Origin of the sequence: Rhodococcus sp. SMB37 (genome assembly GCF_004345605.1) — a bacterium.
In the GTDB taxonomy this organism is placed as follows: domain Bacteria; phylum Actinomycetota; class Actinomycetes; order Mycobacteriales; family Mycobacteriaceae; genus Rhodococcus.
The window spans coordinates 41,767-61,460 of record NZ_SLVY01000024.1 but is presented as its reverse complement, the minus strand read 5'-3'; the positions used below and the strand labels follow the sequence as shown (position 1 = coordinate 61,460).

Here is a 19,694-nt window from a genome sequence, read left to right as displayed (position 1 = left end):
TAGACCCATACCGGATCTACGCACGGGCGGTTGGTGTTTCACGGATGGAGTCCGCGCACGAAAGAGGCAGCCACACCCCGTCGACGGGATGTGGCTGCCTTTGCGCGAAGCGGTTACGACGAGCGCTGGGCCTGCTTGACGAGTCCGCCGCCGATGATCAGGCGCTGGATCTCGCTGGTGCCCTCGTACAGGCGCAGCAGACGCACGTCGCGGTAGATGCGCTCGACGGGCACCTCGCGCATGTAGCCGGTGCCGCCGTGGATCTGCACCGCGAGATCGGCGACCTTGCCGACCATTTCGGTGCAGTACAACTTTGCGACCGATGGGGCGATGCGGCGGTCGGTCTCCTCCACCCACGCCCGTGCGGCGTCGCGCACCAGTGCGCGGCCGGCCATGACACCGGTCTGCTGGTCGGCGATCATCGCCTGCACGAGCTGGAAGTTGCCGATCGGGTTGCCGCCCTGCGTGGCGGTGGCGGCGTATTCGACGGACTCGTCGAGCGCGCGTTGCGCCTGGCCGACCGACAGCGCGGCGATGTGCACGCGGCCGCGGGCCAGGGAAACCATCGCGGCCTTGTAGCCGACGTCCTCGCTACCGCCCACGAGCGCCGAATTCGACACGCGCACGTCGCCCAAGTGCACGTCTGCGGTCCAGGCGCCTTCCTGGCCCATCTTGGCGTCCTTGTTCGCGACCTGAACACCGTCGGTGTCGGCGGGGACGAGGAACACCGCGATACCGGTGCCGTTCTCGTCGGCCGGACGGGTGCGGGCGAACACGACGAACAGGTTCGCGAGGGGCGCGTTGGTGATGAAGCGTTTCTCGCCGGTGATGATCCAGTCGTCGCCGTCGCGGACGGCCTTGGTGCGCAGACCCGACGGGTTGGAGCCGGCACCGGGCTCGGTGAGCGCGAACGACGCGACGACGTCGCCGGAGGCGATGCCCTCGAGCCACTGCTGCTTCTGCTCGTCGGTGCCGAAGTTGACCAGGACCTGGCCGGCGATGCCGTTGTTGGTGCCGAACATCGACCGCAAGGCCAGGGTGGTGTAGCCGAGTTCCATGGCGAGTTCAGCGTCCTGCTGGAGGTTGAGGCCGAGACCGCCCCACGCCTGCGGGATGGCGTAGCCGAACAGGCCCATGTCCTTGGCGGCTTGACGGATATCGTCGGGAATCGCGTTGGTGTCGGCGATCTCCTGCTCGCGGGGGACCACGACGTTGCGCACGAACGCGCGGGTCTGGGCGAGGATCTCGCGGAAGTCGTCTTCGTCGACCTCGGGGGTCGGAGTCGCAAGTGTCATGACTACCACTTTCGAGGCCGCCTCGGGCCGTGTCCAATACGAATGGCGCCATTCCCATATAGGCAGTCTCGATGGATTCCGAAGGGTATTTCGTGAGGTCGCGTGGATATATTCGAAGGCATCGACCCGTTTCGGGGACAACTCAGGTCCCCTCGAAAGGATTTCAGATGTCGCTGTTGGAGAACCGTACCGCCGTGATCACAGGTGGCGCCCAGGGTATCGGCTTCGCGATCGCCCAGAACTTCGTCGACGCCGGCGCTCGCGTCGTCATCGGCGACCTCGATCTCGACGCCGCCACCGCAGCAGCGGACAAGCTCGGCGGTCGTGACGTGGCCCGTGCGGTGAAGGCGAACGTCGTCGAATCCGGCGACTGGGACACTCTCCTCGCCGAAGCGGTCGACGGCTTCGGTTCCCTCGATGTCGTGGTCAACAACGCCGGCATCACGCGCGACGCGACGATGCGCACCATGACCGAGGAAGACTTCGATCTCGTCATCGATGTGCACCTCAAGGGAACCTGGCACGGCACCCGCAAGGCGGCCGCGATCATGCGTGACGCCAAGCGCGGCGCGATCGTCAACATCTCGTCGCTGTCCGGCAAGGTCGGCATGGTGGGCCAGACCAACTATTCCGCCGCGAAGGCGGGCATCGTCGGTCTCACCAAGGCCGCCGCGAAGGAAATGGCTCACCACGGTGTGCGCGTCAACGCCATTCAGCCCGGCCTGATCCGCTCGGCGATGACCGAGGCCATGCCGCAGAAAGCGTGGGACCAGAAGATGGCGGAGATCCCGATGGGTCGTCCGGGCGAGGTCGACGAAATCGCTTCGGTGGCGCTGTTCCTCGCATCCGACATGTCGTCCTACATGACCGGCACCGTCCTCGAGGTCACCGGCGGCCGTTTCATGTGACGGTCCCGTCACCCACACCTCGAAAGGTCATCATGCGCGAAGTAGTCATCTGCGAGCCCGTCCGTACCCCCATCGGTCGCTACGGCGGAATGTTCACATCCCTCACCGCTGTCGATCTCGGTGTCACGGCACTGAAGGGTCTGCTCGAGCGGACTGGTGTGTCGCCCGACGAGGTCGGCGACGTCATCCTCGGTCATTGCAACGGCAACAGTGAAGCCCCGGCCATCGGTCGTGTCGTCGCTCTCGACGCCGGTCTTCCGGTCACCGTGCCCGGCATGCACATCGACCGTCGCTGCGGCTCCGGTCTGCAGGCCGTCATCCAGGCTGCGCTGCAGGTCGGCAACGGCGACAACGAACTCGTGGTGGCCGGTGGTACCGAGTCGATGAGCAACGCAGCGTTCTACTCGACGGACATCCGCTGGGGCGGTGCACGCACCGGTGTGCAGATGCACGACGGCCTGGTCCGGGCGCGCTCGACCGCGGGCGGCAAGTACTACCCGGTCCCCGGCGGCATGATCGAGACCGCCGAGAACCTGCGCGCCGAGTACGGCATCAGCCGTCAGGAGCAGGATGAGCTTGCCGCGGAGTCGCACCGCCGCGCGGTGGCCGCTCAGCAGGCCGGCATCCTCGCCGAGGAGATCATCCCGGTGACCGTGCCCTCGCGTAAGGGCGACCAGATCATCGACACCGACGAACGTCCCCGTGCCGACACCACCGTCGAGACTCTCTCGTCGCTGCGGCCGATCATGGGCAAGCAGGATCCCGACGCCACCGTGACGGCCGGCAACGCCAGTGGGCAGAACGATGCCGCGTCGATGGCGATCGTCACGACCCCGGAGAAGGCTGCGGAGCTCGGCCTGACCCCGCTCGTGCGCATCGTGTCGTGGGGTGTGGCCGGTGTTGCGCCCAAGATCATGGGCATCGGCCCCGTGCCCGCGACCGAGATCGCACTCGCCAAGGCAGGAATCACGCTTGCCGATGTCGACGTCATCGAACTCAACGAGGCGTTCGCGGCGCAGGCGCTGGCCGTGACCCGCGAGTGGAAGTTCGGTTCCGCAGACTTCGAGCGCACCAACATCCACGGCTCCGGCATCTCGCTCGGTCATCCGGTCGGCGCGACCGGTGGGCGCATGCTCGCGACACTCGCCCGCGAGTTGCATCGGCGTGAGGGCCGCTACGCCCTCGAGACCATGTGCATCGGCGGCGGCCAGGGCCTCGCGGCGATCTTCGAACGCGTGTCCTGATTCGGCCATACCTCCGAATTCCACCGACAACGGTCGGCCGGCATCTGCCGGCCGACCGTTGCTGGTTTCCGCTGGTCGGACGCATCCATTGATGCCGGAACTGATATGTGTTCTACTTTTGCCCAGAGTGGCGTACGGCACATTTCGGGCAGTGATGTGAACGGCGCCGTTGCACGACCGATCGGAAGGAACAGCACCATGTCTCTGAATCTGGCCGACCTCACCGAAGCGGTGGTCGACGCGATTCCCGATCGCACGGCGATCGTCTGCGGCGACCGCTCGCATACCTACGCGCAATACGATGCCGCCGCCAACCGGATCGGTCATCACCTCGCCGCAGCGGGGGTCGAACCCGGCGACCATGTCGGACTGCACATGCGCAACAGTCTCGAATACCTCGACACGATGCTCGGCACCATGAAGATCCGGGCCGTCCCGATCAATATCAACTTCCGATATGTGGGCGCCGAACTCGACTACCTCTACAACAACGCCGAACTCGTCGCGCTCGTGGTGGACGCGGACCTGACCGACGTCGTCGCCGAGGTTCTGCCCGACTGTCCGCACCTGCGGCACATCGTGGTCGTCGGAGATGCTCCCACGCCGGCGCTCGAGGACGCAGCAGCGCTCGCCGAGGTCACCGTCGTGCGGTACGACGACGCCGTCGCGGACGCCTCGGATGAGCGCGACTTCGCTCCGCGCAGCGACGACGACCTGTACATCCTCTACACGGGCGGCACCACCGGCATGCCCAAGGGCGTGATGTGGCGGCACGAGGACTTCTACTTCGCCGCGCTCGGCGGAGGCAACGCGTACGGCGACCCGCACGACAGCCCCGAATCGCTCGCTGCCGCGGCCGCCGCCAACGAACATCCGTTGACGTATGTCGTCACCGCTCCGCTCATGCACGGCGCTGCCATGTACGCGGTGTTCATGGGCCTGTTCATGGGCTTCCCCCAGGTGATCATGTGGAACTTCGAACCGGCGGAGGCGCTGCGTCAGATCGACGAGCACAAGGCCGCCGTGCTCATGGTCGTCGGAGATGCGATCAGCCGTCCCATCGCGGACGTCCTCGCCGAGCGTCGCGACGAGTTCGACCTCAGCTCGCTGATCGTCATCGGTTCGGGAGGTGCGCTGTGGTCGGTCAGCGTGCGCGACCGCCTGAAGGAACTGCTCCCCAATGTCATGCTGCTCAACTCCTTCGGCTCGTCCGAATCGGGAGCCAACGGCGCCCTCACCCCCGGCGAGGACGGTAAGCAGAGACTGCCCGCATCCCCGAAGGTGCGTGTCGTCGACACCGACTATTCGACGATCGAACCGGGATCGGACGCCATCGGCTACCTCGCGCGGGTCGGTCACGTACCGGTGGGCTACTACAACGACCCCGAGAAGACCGCCGCCACCTTCCCCGTCGTGGACGGCACACGAATGTCGCTGCTCGGCGACCTCGCCACGGTCGAGGCGGACGGCTCGATCATCGTGCTCGGCCGCGGCTCGGCCTGCATCAACAGTGGTGGCGAGAAGATCTACGCCGAAGAGGTCGAGGAGGCCGTCAAAGGTCATCCCGCGGTGGAGGACGCACTCGTCACCGGCGTACCTGATCCCAGTCTGGGCGAGACGGTCTCGGTGGTCGTGCAGCTACGTGAGGGTGCGCACGAGCCGACGCAGGAGGAGCTCGCCGAACACTGCCGGACCGTCATCGCCGGGTACAAGGTCCCCCGGCACGTCGTCGTGATGCCGCAGATCGTCCGCTCCCCCGCAGGCAAGGCCGATTACCGGTGGGCCAAATCGGTACTGACGGAGTCGGTCACCACCGAGGTCTGATCACCTGTGGGTGCTGCACTCGGGTCGGTGTTCGCGGCGCCGATAAGGGACTCGAGGGTGGCGGTCAGTACGGATCGGCTCTTGCCGGCGGCCCACCGCGTGACTGTGCCCCTGCGGTACTCGATCAGGGTGAGCGCGTCGCTGTCCTCGAGCGCTGACGGCGCCGGAGCGCCGCTGCCGGAGCCGATGCTGGTCTGATGCAGGGCGAGGACGTCCAGCGAGATCCCGACACGAGCGAGTGCTTCGGTGACGGCCTCCACCGGGCCGACGCCGTGATGCGAGCTGGAGTGCTCGGAGTTGTCCACGCGCAGTGTGAGAGTCGTGGTCTCCTCGGTGGTATCGAAGCCCGTCAGTTCGATGGCGGGCTTGTCACCCGGTGTGAAGATGTACTCGGCCGCGAAGATGTCCCACAGTTGTGATGCGGTGACCTCGCTGCCGGTGGCGTCGGTGTGCTTCTGCACGTGGCGGGCGAAGTCGATCTGCAGACGCCGGGGCAGTTCGATGCCGTACTCGGTTTCCAGCAGGTAGGCGATGCCGCCCTTACCGGACTGCGAGTTCACCCGGATGACGGCATCGTAGCTGCGGCCGAGGTCGGCGGGATCGATGGGCAGGTACGGCACGACCCACTCGGTCTCGCTGGCTCGACGGCCCTCGGCGGCAGCGCGGGCATGGTGCTCGGCGAAACCCTTCTTGATCGCGTCTTGGTGAGTGCCACTGAAGGCGGTGTGCACGAGGTCGCCGACATACGGATGTCTGGGATGGATCTCGATACGGTTGGCGTGCTCGACGGTGCGGCGGATCTCGTCGATGTCGGAGAAGTCGATCATCGGATCGACGCCCTGCGCATGCAGGTTCAGAGCGAGGGTGGCGATATCGACATTGCCCGTGCGCTCCCCGTTGCCGAAAATGCAGCCTTCGACGCGCTGTGCTCCGGCCAGGACGGCGAGTTCGGCACACGCGACCCCGGTACCGCGGTCGTTGTGCGGGTGCACGGACAGGATCACCGCGTCGCGACGATCGAGGTTCTTGTGCATGTATTCGATCTGATCGGCATACACGTTCGGCGTTGCGATCTCGACGGTCGCCGGCAGGTTGAGGATGACCGGACGCTGCGGCGAAGCATCCCACAGCTTCGTCATCGCATCGCAGACCTCGAGGGCGAAGTCGGGCTCGGTGAGGTTGAAAACCTCGGGTGAGAACTCGAAACGCACATTCGCGAGGTCGCCGGCGAATTCGAGCACATCCCGGCCTCCGGACGTGATCAATTCGGTGAGCGCCGTGCGGTCGTGCCCGAGTACGACATCACGCCACGTCGGTGCGGTCGCGGTGTACATGTGGATGACAACGTCATTGCGGACGCCTCGGACCGACTCGACAGTGCGCTCGATGAGGTCGCGGCGGGCCGGAGTGAACACGACGATCGTGACGTCGTCGGGTGCGATGTCGGTCTCGGCGATGAGGCGGACGAAGTCGTAGTCGGTCTGCGAGGCCGACGGATAGCCGACCTCGATCTCCTTGTAACCCATAGCGACCATCAGCTCGAACAAACGGCGCTTGCGGGCGGGATCCATCGGCTCGGCCAGCGCCTGATTTCCGTCGCGCAGATCGACCGGTACCCACAGCGGGGTTGTGGTCAAGCGCTTGGACGGCCAGTCGCGCTCTGTGAGTGGAACTTCCACACGTGAGTACACATCACGGTAACGGTGTGAGGGCATCTGTGAGTGCGTCTGCCGATTCCAGGACGGAGCATCGGCGGGTACCCGTCCGGCGGGAGTGTTGATGCTGGGGAAGGCGGTCATGTTAGTGGTTCCTTCTGCGGGTCGTGAAGTGTCGACCGGCGCGTTCGGGCTCCACGACGGGAGCCGGTCGGGCTACACCCCGCCGTGGCGGCGAAGAAGAAGGAATCCGAGGATGAGCATGCGGCGACACTATCACAACTCCTCAGACAAGCTGAGGAGCTGAAGGGTGTCGAGCCCGGCATGGGAGAATGGCGACATGTCACTCGTCCGTCGTGAGTCACTCGCCGAACAGGCTGCTGACCTGCTGTTGTCGCGAATCAGAGGCGGCGAGTGGAACGTGGGAGACAAGTTGCCCGGGGAGACCACGCTCGCCCCTCAGCTCGGAGTCGGCCGCTCGACCGTGCGCGAGGCGATCCGGCAACTCGCCGGTCAAGGGGTGCTCGCTTCGCGTCAAGGGGCAGGGGTGTTCGTCACCGCCCTCGATATTCCGGAGAACTGGGATGCAGTGCTGCATCGCGCCGACATCGTCGCCGTCATCGAGGCTCGCATCGCGGTCGAGGTCGAGGCTTCCGCTCTGGCGGCCGAACGCCGCACGCCCTCGGAACTCGAGAACCTGCGCCGGGCATTGGTCGACCGCGCGAAGCATCGAGTGGACATAGAAGAGCACGTCCACACCGACTTCGCTTTTCATCGCGGCATCCTGCTCGCAGCGCACAGCGCGATCCTGCTCGAACTGTTCACTCACTTCGCGCCGCGCAGCCGTCAGGCGATGGTCGACATGCTCCGTCTCCGAGGCACTCATGGAGACGACGCCGACCACGCCACACACGAACGCATCTACAACGCGATCGACTCGCGTGATGCCCTGACTGCAGCCTCTCTCACACGCGCCCACCTGAATTCACTCAAGGAACTACTTCTCTGAGGACGCGGAGGGAACAAGGTCTCGGTCGGCCACTTCCCTAGGAATCGAGTTGTTGCCCGGGCGGCTTCGGTGCATTCAGGGCGAAGCCGACACCGATCATCCGGATCACGAAACACACTGCGGCCGCGCTGAGAAGGGCGGCCGTCCCGGCAAAACCCCATGCGTAGGCGGCAGCGAATCCTGCCGCGCCGATCAAAGCCGGAATGGCATAGAGTTCGCTGGTCAAAACGGTGGGAATTCGTCGCACCATGACATCACGGATGGTGCCGCCGCCCACTGCGGTGATCGTGCCGACGAGGATTGCCTGCAGAATGCCGAAATCCAGAGCCAGGGCCTTGGAAGCGCCGAGCACTGCGAAGACACTCAGGCCGATGGCATCGAGGACCGTGATGGGGAATGCGAGGCGGTCCAGTACCCGACTCAGGGCGAACGCAATCAACCCACCTGCTGCCGCCACCGCGAGATATCGCCAGTCCAGGAAGGTGGCCGGCGGCAGGGCGTCGAGGAGGACGTCGCGGATCACGCCGCCCCCGAGCGCGGTGAACATGCCGAGTGCCACCACACCGACGATGTCGAGCCGTGCCGCGCGGACGGCGGTCAACGCGCCGTTGAGCGCGAAGACGAAGGTGCCGGTCAGATCGAGAACGAGCAGCAGCGTCGATTCGGTGGGCATAGTGGACTGTCTACCGGACGCTGACGTGGATCACCCATCCGACAGCCGGTAGAACCGGAAGAAGCTGAAATCCTCGATCGGGAGGATGTCCATCCGGGCGAAGCCGGCCTCCTGCGCGTACTTCCGAAGAGTGGCGGGACGCATGACGGTGCCCGTCCCCACACTCGGTTGATGACTCATCCCGTCGGGGAGGCACACCGTCAGACTGTATCCGTACATGAGTCGCTCGACGTCGTTGCCCGGCGCGGTGAACTCCTCCCCGACGGCCTCGTCCATCACGATCACCGCGCCGCCCGGCACGAGCGCGCGACGTGCTGCCGCGAGCACCTGCACCGGTCGCGGCATGTCATGAATGCACTCGAATGCGAACACGGCTCGGAAAGCCGACTCGGGCAGTCCGGATGCGTCGGCTTGGGTGATCGTGATCCGCTGTGCCACTTCCGGTTCCGACGACACGTTCGAGCGAGCGAGTTCGACGCTGGCGGTGTCGATATCGAAGCCGTGCAGTGTGGCGTTCGGATAGGCTCGGGCCAAGGCGATGGTGGACCATCCACCACCGCAACCGATGTCGGCGATCGCAGCTCCCGGGGCGCGGAGCAGTTCGTCGACCTCGGGTACAGACTGCAGCGCACCCGGCAATGCCAGCTCGAACCACGGGCGGTTCACGTCGGACTGCGACTCGCGCGCGTCGCTGCCGTAGCGCGCCCAGCCGACGCCACCGCCCGTGCGATACGCCTCGAGCAGGGCCGGCATCTGCACGGCGCCGCTGGTCAGGAGGCGCGGCAGCGGAGTCAGATACGCCAGGCTGCGCTCGTCGGTGAGTACTTCCGCTCCGGCGGGCGACAGTGTGAAGTGCGGGGGTTCGTCGTGGTCGACGGAGAGCAGTCCGGTCACGGCCTGCTGTTCGAGCCACTCGCGTGCATACCGCGGGTGGGTCCCGGTGCGGGCGGCGAGTTCGTCGGCGGTGGCCGGGCCGTCCGACGCAAGACTGCGGTACCAGCCGAGTCGGTCGCCGAGATAGATGGCGAACACGTCGATCGCGCCGAGGGCGGCGTCGACGATGCGCTGGGCATAGGCGTCGACCGAATCCGTTTCGGCGACGGAAAGCGAAGGTTGTTCGGGAGTGGATGTGGACATGGCGGTCATCTCCGAAGAGGAGGAAGAAAAGAACGGATGGTGTCTACCATCGTGACTCTCGACGGGGCCGGTGTCACCGGTCGTTCGCCGTTCGAATCATCTTTCGTGCCGAGCCGCGCTACCGTTCGGGAATGAGCGCTTCGTCCGACGTAGCCATCGACGTACTCGAGAAACTGTCCGGTCTGCGTGAGGGCCTGGAGGACTTCTACCGCGACCTGCATGCGCACCCGGAACTGTCGCATCAGGAACACGAGACCGCGAGGAAGGTGGCCGACCGGCTCCGCGACATCGGATACGAGGTGCGCGACGGCATCGGTGGCACCGGTGTGGTCGGGGTGCTCCGCAATGGGGACGGTCCCACGGTCCTGCTGCGCGCACGTCCTTCCGGCACCGGCCGGCCACGTGGGCGCCAGGTCCGGGGCGGTCCTGTCCGCCGCCGACAGCATGAGCATCACCGTGTACGGCCGGGGAGCACACGGTTCGATGCCGCAGGCCGCAGTAGATCCCGTGGTGCTCGCCGCGATGATCATCGTGCGCCTCCGAATCGTCGTGTCGCGCGAGACCGCGCCCGGTGAATCGGCGGTGCTCATCGTGGGCAGTGTCCACGCCGGCAGCAAGGGCAACGTGATCCCCGACAGCGCGGTGCTGCAACTCAACCTGCGCACCTACGACGAGGGCACCCGCGAAGTGATGCTCCGAGTGATCCGCAGGATCGTCACTGCCGAATGCCAGGCCTCGGATGAAGACTTCAGCGACATTCCGAACGCGCTCGGCGTGCCGTATACCTACTGGGGCATCGGCGGTATCGACCCGTCGACCTATCAGAACGCCGTGCAGCCGGACCGTGTCGCACAGGACATCCCGGGCAACCACTCACCGGCGTTCGCGCAGGTCGTGCAGCCCACACTCGACACCGGGGTGGGAGCGCTCGTCGTCGCCGCGCTCGCCTGGCTCGGAGCGAACCGGTCCGCTCAGGGCTGATCGGTCGAGGACCTCACGAGGTCGACGAATGCGCGCCCGGCCTTCGACAGCGTCATCGGGTCGAACGCAAGGGCGACCGTGCGGGTGAACGTCGGCTCGCACGGCCGCACCACGGCGATGTCGCGGACCGATTCCGCGACCGAACGCTCCAGCAGCGACCCGCCGATTCCTGCCAGCACCATCGGGGGCCGTGCCTCCCGGTGATCGGTGACCGCCGCGATGCGCGGCGCGGCGCCCTGCCTGCGCATCTCACGGTCGATCTCGTCGCTCAGGATGCCGCCTCCGCGCGGCACGAACACCATGGGAATCGACGGCAGTGAGGCCAGCTCTACCGGCCCGGGCGGGAGTTCGGTTCCCGGTGGATAGGCGAGCCAGTATTCCTGCTCGCCGAGTTCGATCACCTCGAGTCCGAGGCCGTTCTCGAGCGGTAGGTGCGCGACCACGAACTCGCAGTGCCCGTCGCGGATCACCGAGGCGGAGTCGCCCTCGCTGCGGAGATCGCCGAAACGCACAGTCGCCTTGGGGTGGGCGCGCCGGAACCGGGCCACCAGATCGATGATCGGGCCGGTTGCGAGGGCGGGGAACACCATCAGGTCGAGGCGGCCGGTGACCTCGGCGGAATGCGAGGTCAGTAGCTCCTCCACCCCTGCGACATCACGCAGGATCTGGCGGCTCGGTCCGATGAGGCTGTGTCCGGCGGCGGTGAGCACCATGCCGCGGCCGATGCGGTGGAACAGCTGCACGCTCAACTCGCGTTCGAGGCTGCGCAGCGCCTGTGACACGGTCGGTTGCGCGACTCCGAGCGCGGTGGCTGCGCCGTTTATGCCGTCGTTCTCGACGACTGCGAGGAAGTATTCGATCTGGCGGAATTCCATCGTCTACGCTCCCGGTTTCGTGCCGGTTGCGGCCGAGATGAATGCGGCCGCTGCCGGTGACGGTTCTCCGGCTCGCAGGACGAGCCCGACGGGACGGTGCAGCGGCGGGTCGAGCCGCAGGACGGTGGCGCCGGGTATCTGTTTTTCGGCGACCTGTCGGGGCACCACGGTCGCTCCGGTGCCGCGCATCACGAATTCCCAGATGGCGGTGGGGTGAGCGCAGTCGACGACGACGTTGTCGGAGCCGAGCAGCTCGCCGGTTTTCGCAGCGTCGGCGGGTGATCCCAGATCGATGACCAGGGGAACCTTGCGGACGATCTCGCGCGGCACCGGATCGGGAAGTTCGGCCGCCAGATCGGGGTGCAGGGCGAGGACCATCTCCTGTTCGAGGAGCGGGACGGTGATCATGCCGGCGTGCTCGGCCGACAGGTCGGTCACTCCGATCTCGGCCTCGCCGCGTCGGAGTGCGGAGTGCACACCGGCCGGGCCGTCGGAGTCGGAGATTGCCACCATGATGCCGGGGTGGCGGGTCCGGAACCGTCGGACGAGTTCGACGACGGGATGGATGGAGAACGCGGAGTACGTCACGATCTGGATGCGACCGGCCTCGAGCTCGCGGACCGCCGCGACCTTGCTCTTCGCGCGTTCGACGTCGGCGAGAATGCGGCGCGCCGCGACCTCGAGGGTGCGGCCGTCCTCGGTCAGGGTGAGGCGCCGGCCGGTCCGGTCGAAGAGAGTGGTACCCAGCCGGCGTTCGAAGGTTCGGATGGCCTGCGACAGCGATGGCTGTGAAATATACAGAGCCTGAGCTGCTTTCGTGATTCCACCGTGGTCGATGACGGCCACGAAGTAAGTCACGAGATGCAGGTCCACCCGTTCATCCTAGGTGGTCGAGTATTCGACGGTGCCTGTCGGGCTCGAGCCGGATCCCCGACGCCGATCCGGCAGCTTCCGATGGTGGGGTTCGGCGAGTGATGCCGCACTCATCGGTCGGCCACTGTCTCGAGCTTCGGCTGCAGCTGATCGGCAACCCATGGCACCGCCAGCACGGTCGGCGAACGTAGTGCCATGGCGACGGTCATGTCCGTGACCCAGGTGCGTCCGTCGACGACGGCCGGCACCACTGAGAAGGTGGGTGACCCGAGGAGTTGCGAACTCGCCTCGTCCGATCCGGCCGCAACGATCACGAGATCGGCGTCGAGCACCCCGTAGTTCTCCTCGGAGACGACCGCCGTGCCCGGATTCTGGACGTTGTCTTCGAGCGCGAGCACCTCCGGGGAGATCTTCATGCCGTAGCGGGCGAAGAACTGGGACATGGGGTCGTTCTCATTGTTGATCACATTGACCAGACCCGGTGCCGGAGCGGCAAGGAACAGCCAGGTCCTCCCGTCCAGGCCGTCCGGAGCGTCGGAGGCGGATTCGACGGACGCAACGAGTTCGTCGCCGACCTCCTCTTCGCCGAGGATCGTTGCGACATCGCGGGTGACGGTCTGCCAAGAATCGCCGAACGCGTTCTCGTGGAAAGGGATCACGGGAACCACGTCACCGAGTTCGTCGTAGATCGCCTCCGCGTTGCCGGCCTCCTGAGCGAGCACCAGGTCGGGGTCGAGCGAGAGGATCTGCTCGTAGTCGTATCCGCCGACCTGATCCATCTGCAGAAGTGTGGTCGATGCCGGATCCAGCAGGTCCTCCTGCCACGGTGAGATTCCGGTGGCGCTTACGGGGCTGGCGGCCGCTCCGACCAGGGTGCCCCCCAACGCCAGTACAGCATCGGTCGCGGTGGCCCCCAACGCGACGATCCTCTTGGGCTCGGACTCGATTACCGTCTCGCCGAACGCGTGCGTCACGGTGATCGATTCGGATTCGGTGACAATTCCCGTCGCTTCACTCGCCCCGGTCACAACCCCCGTCGATGAAGCTTCCTGCGAACATCCCGCAACCAGTGCCGCTGCACCGATGAGACCGGCCATGCCGGTGATCCGCCATTTCATTTGTTTCTCCTGAATTCGTACTGCACGAGACCGATAGCGCATGTACGCCACCGGAAAACCTGGCTCGATCACCCTCCGGGCGATTCCCCGCTGGCGGTCAAGCCGGATCCGCGAGGACGGAGAGCATCTGCGCGACTTCTTCTTCGCTCATGTTCTCCACGGCATCGGTGAGCAACGAGGTGAGGCGTTCGGCGATTCCGCTCGGCGTCGCCGGTGAAGCCATGACGTCTGCCAGCGTGACCGTCACCGGATAGGCCTCGGAGAGTCGTGCCGCGACAGCCGTTGCCGTCACGGAATCGCCGCCGAACGCGAACAGGTCGTCGTGGGCGCCGAGCCGTTCGAGGCCCAGTGCTTCCGCAACGGTCTCCGCGACGGCGTCCTCGAGGCCGCTTCGGGGTGCTACGAACTCCGTTCCCGTCTCCGGGCGCTCTGCGCGAGTGAGAGCGACGGGATCGGTGGCCGATGCCGTCGGCATATGGTTCGACCGGCCGATTCGATGCCGCTGTCGCTCGAACGGGTACGTGGGTAGCGGCACACGACGTCCGGAACCCGCGAAGCTCGTGTGATCCGGTTGCGCGCCCGCGCACCACAGACGTCCGGCAAGGTCGGCACCGGCCGTGCCCGCAGGCCACGCCGACTCCGGTCTGCCGACCGTTGCCACGACATCGGTATCGACACCGCACGACCTGACGAGGGAACCGAGTGCGGTTCCGGGCCCGACTTCCACCCACACGGCATCCGGATGGGTGCGGTCGACCACCGCGACCGAGTCCGCGAACCGCACCGTGGTCCGCAGCTGGGTGCTCCAGGTGCCGGTGTCCGTCGCGGTCGCCGCGTCGAGCATCGTGGCAGTGGAGGTACAGATCATCGGGATCCGCGGTGTGCGCAATCCGAGGGCCCGGATCACGTCGTCGAATGGTCTCACCACCTCGTCGACCAGGGGCGAGTGGAAGGCTCGGTCCGTCGGGAGCAGCGTGACGCTCCGGTTGTCCTCCCGCAGGCGCTCGACGACCGTCGCGATGTCGTTGGTCGTTCCGCTCACCACCACCTGCCTCGGTCCGTTGACTGCGGCGACGCACGCGCCGGTCCCGGTGAGCGCGGATCGGACGTCGTCCTCGGTGCACCGGACGACGGCCGTCGCACCCGCTGCGGTCGAGGCCATGAGACTGCCGCGTGCGGCGACGGCGGTGATCGCATCGCCGAGCTCGAAGATCCCCGACGCCACGGCAGCTGCGAATTCGCCGATCGAGTGCCCGAGCAGCACCGTCGGGATGATGCCCAGATCCTGCAGTGCCATGACGGTGGCGTACTCGACGGTGAACAGTGCGGGCTGGGTCAGGTCCGTGCGCGCAAGTTGGCGGGTGAGATCGTCGTTGTCGTCGGTTGTCTCGACGGTGAGGAACTGACGCAGGTCGATACCGATCAGTGGCGCGAACCTCTCGGCGCAGCGGTCGACCGCGGCGGCGTAGGCGGGCACGTCTCGATACAGGTCCGAGCCCATTCCCGGGAACTGGCTGCCTTGCCCCGGGAAGACGAACACTACGTCTTCGCCTCCGGCTGCGTGGACCGCAGCCTTCGTCGACGACGCCCGCAGCGCTTCGGCGGCGTGGGCCCTCGGTTCGACGATCACGTGGCGCCGGAAGCCCAGTTCAACCCGGCCGAGGCTCAGTGTGGTGGCGGCGTCCGCGGGGTCGAGGTCGGTTCCGTCGAACGCATCCGCGAGCCGGTTTGTCAGCGTGTTCAACGCAGCCGGCGTCGCGGCGGACAGCGGCAGCACAAGAGGGCCCGGGGTCGCCTTTCGGCGACCTGCCGGAGCAACCGGGGGTTCCTCCACGACGACGTGGGCGTTCGTGCCGCCGATACTGAAGGCGCTGATGCCGGCACGTCTGGGACTTCCGGGCGTGCGTGGCCACGCCGTGGCGCCGGCGTTGACCCGGCACACCGACGACTCGAAGTCGATCGCCGGATCGGCCTCACGGAAGTCGGGGACCGGCGGGAGCGTCTCGTGTTTCAGCGCGAGCAGTACCTTGATCAGGGCGCTGGCTCCCGCGGCGGTGTCGGTATGGCCGATCACCGGCTTGAGTGCACCGAGCAGACAGGACCCCGGTGCCGCACCGCTGAGTGCTTCCTCGAGCGCCTCCACTTCGATAGAGTCGCCGACTCTGGTTGCCGTTCCGTGTGTTTCGACATACGAGATGGTGCTCGGGTCGACCTCCCCAACGGCGAGCGCCTCGGCGATCACTGCGGCCTGCCCTCGGGGGCTGGGGGCGGTGAACCCGACCTTGTCGGCGCCGTCGTTGTTGACGGCGCTGCCCTTGATCACCGCATGGATCGTGTCGCCGTCCTCGAGCGCGTCGGCATACCGTTTGAGCAGCACAGCTGCCGAGCACGGAACGAACGGGAACGAGGAAGAGCTCTCCGGCCACACCTACCGGACACACCATGCCGTTGGGTTCGGCGACGACGAGCCGGAAATCGGATGTGATCCCGGCATGTTCACCGGCTATTGAAGATGGCCGCGACGCGGGATCGGTCAGGTTCCGGATCCGGTCGAGGTCGACGTCGTCGACGATGACGAGTTCGGACAGTGGGGTCCCGGGATTGCGCACGGCGTTCGTAAGGAGGTTCGACAGGTGTCGCGCGATATCGAGCACGGTGGATTCGTCGAGGACCGATCCATCCGCGACCAGGGTCACGGCGCCCTGATCCACGCCGTCTGCCCAGTGGACGACGAGGTCGAATTGGGCGGGAGATGCCCCCAGTTCGACTGGGTGGGCCGTCACGTCACCGAATCGCAATGAGCCGGGCGCGTCCTGGCGTACGAAGTACACATTGCACAGGGGCGTGCGAACTCCGTCGCGGGTCGGGGCCACCGCAGCGACGACCGACTCGAAAGGCAGGTCTGAGTGGCGGAGCGCATCGGTGTGGGTGCGGGCCGTGGCTGCGACGTGGTCTGTGAACGAGCTGTCCGGGGCGATGTCGGGGCGCACGAGCACGGTGTTGACGAAGTATCCGACCACGTGTTCGTAGGCCGGCCCACCGCGCCCGTCCACCGCGGTGCCGACGGTGACCCGGTCGGGACTGCCGTAGCGGCACAGCAGCGCCTGTAATGCCGCCATGACCACCGTGAACGGGGTCGTGTGCGCAGAACGCGCGAATCGTTCGACGAGATCCGCGGTGCCTGAAGGCAGGTCCCACGTCACGGCATGCGATGCCCCGGTCTCTTGGGGATCGATGATTCCGGTGTCGGGTAGTGGAGTGGTGCCGGAGTGGGTCGGGGTGAGGTGATCCTGCCACCATCGTCGTTGGCGCGCTTCCAGCCCGGAGGACAATCGCTCGTGCAGATCTCGACTGAAATCGGTGAACGTCAGTGCAGGTGCCACCGGAGCGCTGCCGGTCTGTGCCGTCAGATAGGTGTAGTGCTGCGCGATCTCGTTCAGGAGGATGCCGAACGACCGGCCGTCGCCCACGCATGTGATGCACCACCAAGGACAGCACGTGCGAGGAGTCGGGGAACCGCCACAGACCGGCCCGGACCAGGGGGCCTGACTCGAGATCGAAGGGTCTGAGGGCATGTGCCGTCACGAATCCGAGATCTTCGGTGTCGGCGTCCGCGCAGGTCCACGGAAGCGTGACGTGGTCGTGGACCATCTGGTGTAGGTGCCCGTCGATGACGGTGAACGAGGTGCGGAGCGCCGGATGACGTTCGACGAGTGCCTGCACGCACGTGCGCAGCGCGCCGATGTCCGGCCGACCGTCCAGCCGCAGGGTCATCGTCATGTTGTAGCGGGGGGACTCGTCCAGTTGTTCGACGAACCACAGGGCTTCCTGCGCACCGGATGCGGGTACAGGCCCGGTGATCGGAACGTGTCGAGGGCCGTCGGCCCGCGCCGCGGGAACAGGCGTGGACGAGGTGAGCAACCGGGCGAGCAGTGCCTGCCGGTCGGTCCCTGCAGAGGTCACAGCATCGCTTGTCATGAATCTGCCCCGCGGGGGCTCATGACGCGGTCGAGTGCTGCGTGGAAGGTGCCGGTGTTCTCGGCCGGGAAGAAGTGTCCGCCCGGGAATACCTCGGATCGGTATCGTCCCCGGGTCATCTTCTGCCACGCACGGACGTCGGAGGTCTCGACCGTGGGGTCGTCGAGGCCCGCGAAGGTCGTGATATCGGCGGCGAGCAACGGGGCGGGTTCGAGGCGATAGGTTTCCACCAATCGATAGTCGTCGCGGATCGGTCCGAGGAGCATCGCGCGGATGTCGGCGTCGTCCAGCAGTCCCGCGGGAGTAGCGCCGAGGTCCTCGATGGTGCGGACGAGTTCGTCATCCGAGGACAGGTGGACGGTCGACGACGGTGGTTGTGGCCCTCTGCCGGACAGGACGATGTGATGTGGTGCCGATGCCGGTCGCCCGTCGCTCTCCAGTCGCCGCGCGACTTCGAACGCAACCAGCGCGCCCATGCTGTGCCCGAAGAGGATCGGAGCGTCCATCTCGGTGTCCGATATTTCCCGGGCGATCGAATCAGCGAGTGCAATAAGAGAATCCGACGGTGAATCGTCGAGTCGGTCTTCCCTGCCCGGGTACTGGACGACGATCACGTCCACATCCGTAGCGATGCCGGTCGCGAGTCGCCGGTAGTACGACGCTCCGCCACCCGCGTGCGGCAGCATCACCAGCCGGTGCCTGGCCGAAGGCGTGCTGCGGACTGTCCGGAGGGATGGTGACGTGGTGTTTCCGACGTTGTGCAACATGTGACTGGTCCTTGGAGAGTGAGCGGTCAGGGGACCTCGGAGGGCATGGCGGCGAGCACGGGTGTGATTCCCCTGCCGACCACCACCACACCGGCGGCTGCCAGGAGTGCGGCGAAGACCGTGACGGGAACGAATCCGGCGGAACCTGCAGCGGCGATGCCGAGTCCACCGGCTACTGCCATCGCGATGCCCGAGACGGTCGTGAAGAGTGTGAAGTCGGTGCCGGCGGATTCGTGCCGCACCAGGTCCATCGAGATCGTGTAGACGATCGCGCCCGAGGCCGCGAAACCGATATTCGACAATGCCACGACGAGTATCACAGCGGTGCGGCCGTCGGATCCGAGCGCGAGCGCGACGGTGCCCAGGCATGCCGCCACCTGGGTCAGGCCCAGCGCGACCAGCGACAGTCGGCGTCCGAGTCGTCGGATGAACATTCCCGCGGTGACACCCGACACGATGCCGAAGGCGCTGCCGGCGATCACCACGACGGTGCCGATCTCGGATTCGGACCATCCGGCGTCGACGAGCATCGGGCGCACCAGGTTGTAGGAGATCGTCCCGCCGGCTGTGTACACGGGTAACAGGAGCAGGGCCCACCGGGCGACCCCCGGGCGCGTGAAGAACTGCGTGATCGTCTTGCGGGTGACGCGTGGTCGTGGCTGGGTGGCGGTGGTGGTCTTCTCGTTCCAGGCCAGGACGAAGGGCAACGGAAGGGCGCTCCATACAGCGAGAACGAGGGCGGCGGCGGCCCAGCCCGCAGCGCCGTACACGAGGAGAACGAGCCCGCCGCCGACGATCTGGGCGACGCAGCTGCCCGCGGATTGGAAGCCGTTGCCGATCCCGCGGTCGGACGGCGTGAGCAGCCGCGTGGTGGCGGCGTCGGCGGCAACGTCCTGGGTGCCGGCCACGATGAACAACGCGGCGTAGATGACCAGCGCGATGGCGAAGTCCTCCGCGGGGTCGAGGAGAGCGAGCGATGCGGCGCCGACGGCGAGCAGTGATTGTGTCGCGACCAGCCAGCCGCGGTAGTGGCCCAGCCGTGAGGAGCCGTATCGGTCGACGAGCGGCGCCCAGAGGAATTTGAGAACGAGGAGAGTCGCTAGCCCGGTCGCAGCCCCGATGGTAGCAAGGGAGACACCGTTCGCCTGCGCGATGGTGAGGAACGCGTAGGTGAACATGCCCAGCGAGAGGTTCTGCGTGCAGTACAGCAGTGCCACGAGCGTCAAGCGTTGTGACCTGGGCATGGTCGAGGGCGGGTCCGGGGTGGGATCGGTGACGGGAAGAGGTGAGGTGGACATAGGTCTCCGGGCATCAGAAAGCTATCGAGAAACATCGGCGGTAATTGCGAGGGAAACGA

15 protein-coding genes and 1 pseudogene are annotated in these 19,694 nt (G+C 66.4%); 6 read left to right on the top strand and 10 right to left on the bottom strand.

What is annotated here, in order from left to right:
- Positions 1-113: 113 nt before the first annotated feature.
- Positions 114-1,295: an acyl-CoA dehydrogenase family protein gene (locus tag EV641_RS27060; protein WP_132476288.1), complete on the bottom strand. Its 1,182-nt coding sequence runs from the start codon at positions 1,293-1,295 to the stop codon at positions 114-116.
- Positions 1,296-1,462: 167 nt separating this feature from the next.
- On the opposite strand from EV641_RS27060, the gene fabG reads away from it, so the two are divergent.
- From fabG to EV641_RS27045, 3 genes are all read left to right on the top strand, one after another.
- Positions 1,463-2,203, top strand: coding sequence for a 3-oxoacyl-ACP reductase FabG (fabG, locus tag EV641_RS27055; RefSeq protein ID WP_132476285.1), 741 nt, complete (start codon positions 1,463-1,465; stop codon positions 2,201-2,203).
- 32 nt (positions 2,204-2,235) lie between these two features.
- Positions 2,236-3,447 carry an acetyl-CoA C-acetyltransferase gene (locus tag EV641_RS27050; RefSeq protein ID WP_132476282.1) on the top strand — a complete coding sequence of 404 codons (1,212 nt, stop codon included), beginning with the start codon at positions 2,236-2,238 and terminating at the stop codon, positions 3,445-3,447.
- Between the two features lie 198 nt (positions 3,448-3,645).
- Positions 3,646-5,271, top strand: a complete 1,626-nt coding sequence (locus EV641_RS27045; protein WP_132476279.1) for an acyl-CoA synthetase — start codon at positions 3,646-3,648, stop codon at positions 5,269-5,271.
- Here the strand turns inward: EV641_RS27045 and EV641_RS27040 are convergent.
- Positions 5,220-7,070, bottom strand: coding sequence for a 2-isopropylmalate synthase (locus EV641_RS27040; protein WP_132476276.1), 1,851 nt, complete (start codon positions 7,068-7,070; stop codon positions 5,220-5,222). The genes EV641_RS27045 and EV641_RS27040 overlap by 52 nt on opposite strands.
- A gap of 196 nt (positions 7,071-7,266) precedes the next feature.
- Here EV641_RS27040 and EV641_RS27035 point away from each other — a divergent pair, with 196 nt between their 5' ends.
- Positions 7,267-7,935 (top strand): GntR family transcriptional regulator, encoded by a 669-nt coding sequence (locus EV641_RS27035; protein WP_132476273.1) that lies wholly within the window; start codon positions 7,267-7,269, stop codon positions 7,933-7,935.
- A 37-nt stretch (positions 7,936-7,972) separates the two neighbouring features.
- On the opposite strand, the gene EV641_RS27030 is transcribed toward EV641_RS27035, so the two are convergent.
- Together EV641_RS27030 and EV641_RS27025 are read right to left on the bottom strand one after the other, a co-directional pair.
- Positions 7,973-8,608 carry a TRIC cation channel family protein gene (locus EV641_RS27030; RefSeq protein ID WP_054714071.1) on the bottom strand — a complete coding sequence of 212 codons (636 nt, stop codon included), beginning with the start codon at positions 8,606-8,608 and terminating at the stop codon, positions 7,973-7,975.
- Between the two features lie 30 nt (positions 8,609-8,638).
- Positions 8,639-9,754: a class I SAM-dependent methyltransferase gene (locus tag EV641_RS27025; protein ID WP_132476270.1), complete on the bottom strand. Its 1,116-nt coding sequence runs from the start codon at positions 9,752-9,754 to the stop codon at positions 8,639-8,641.
- 122 nt (positions 9,755-9,876) lie between these two features.
- Between EV641_RS27025 and EV641_RS27020 the strand changes: the two are divergent.
- Positions 9,877-10,726: pseudogene (locus EV641_RS27020) on the top strand (peptidase dimerization domain-containing protein).
- On the opposite strand, the gene EV641_RS27015 reads toward EV641_RS27020, so the two are convergent.
- From EV641_RS27015 to EV641_RS27000, 4 genes are all read right to left on the bottom strand, one after another.
- On the bottom strand, positions 10,717-11,601 hold the full coding sequence (locus EV641_RS27015; protein ID WP_132476267.1) for a LysR family transcriptional regulator: 885 nt from the start codon (positions 11,599-11,601) through the stop codon (positions 10,717-10,719). The pseudogene EV641_RS27020 and the gene EV641_RS27015 sit on opposite strands and share 10 nt — an antisense overlap.
- 3 nt (positions 11,602-11,604) lie before the next feature.
- Positions 11,605-12,474, bottom strand: a complete 870-nt coding sequence (locus tag EV641_RS27010; RefSeq protein WP_054714066.1) for a LysR family transcriptional regulator — start codon at positions 12,472-12,474, stop codon at positions 11,605-11,607.
- 110 nt (positions 12,475-12,584) lie between these two features.
- Complete coding sequence (locus EV641_RS27005; RefSeq protein WP_054714063.1) at positions 12,585-13,592, bottom strand: ABC transporter substrate-binding protein; 1,008 nt, start codon at positions 13,590-13,592, stop codon at positions 12,585-12,587.
- A 97-nt stretch (positions 13,593-13,689) separates the two neighbouring features.
- Positions 13,690-15,969: a type I polyketide synthase gene (locus EV641_RS27000; RefSeq protein WP_241997493.1), complete on the bottom strand. Its 2,280-nt coding sequence runs from the start codon at positions 15,967-15,969 to the stop codon at positions 13,690-13,692.
- Positions 15,970-16,225: 256 nt separating this feature from the next.
- On the opposite strand from EV641_RS27000, the gene EV641_RS29575 reads away from it, so the two are divergent.
- A complete protein-coding gene (locus EV641_RS29575; RefSeq protein WP_199233403.1) occupies positions 16,226-16,393 on the top strand; it encodes a hypothetical protein in 168 nt (55 codons plus the stop codon).
- Positions 16,394-17,566: 1,173 nt separating this feature from the next.
- Here EV641_RS29575 and EV641_RS26985 read toward each other — a convergent pair.
- Complete coding sequence (locus EV641_RS26985; protein WP_132476255.1) at positions 17,567-18,337, bottom strand: alpha/beta fold hydrolase; 771 nt, start codon at positions 18,335-18,337, stop codon at positions 17,567-17,569.
- A 26-nt stretch (positions 18,338-18,363) separates the two neighbouring features.
- The gene (locus EV641_RS26980) at positions 18,364-19,635 is read right to left on the bottom strand and encodes an MFS transporter (protein WP_132476252.1); all 1,272 of its coding nucleotides are present in this window, start codon (positions 19,633-19,635) and stop codon (positions 18,364-18,366) included.
- Positions 19,636-19,694: the final 59 nt, after the last annotated feature.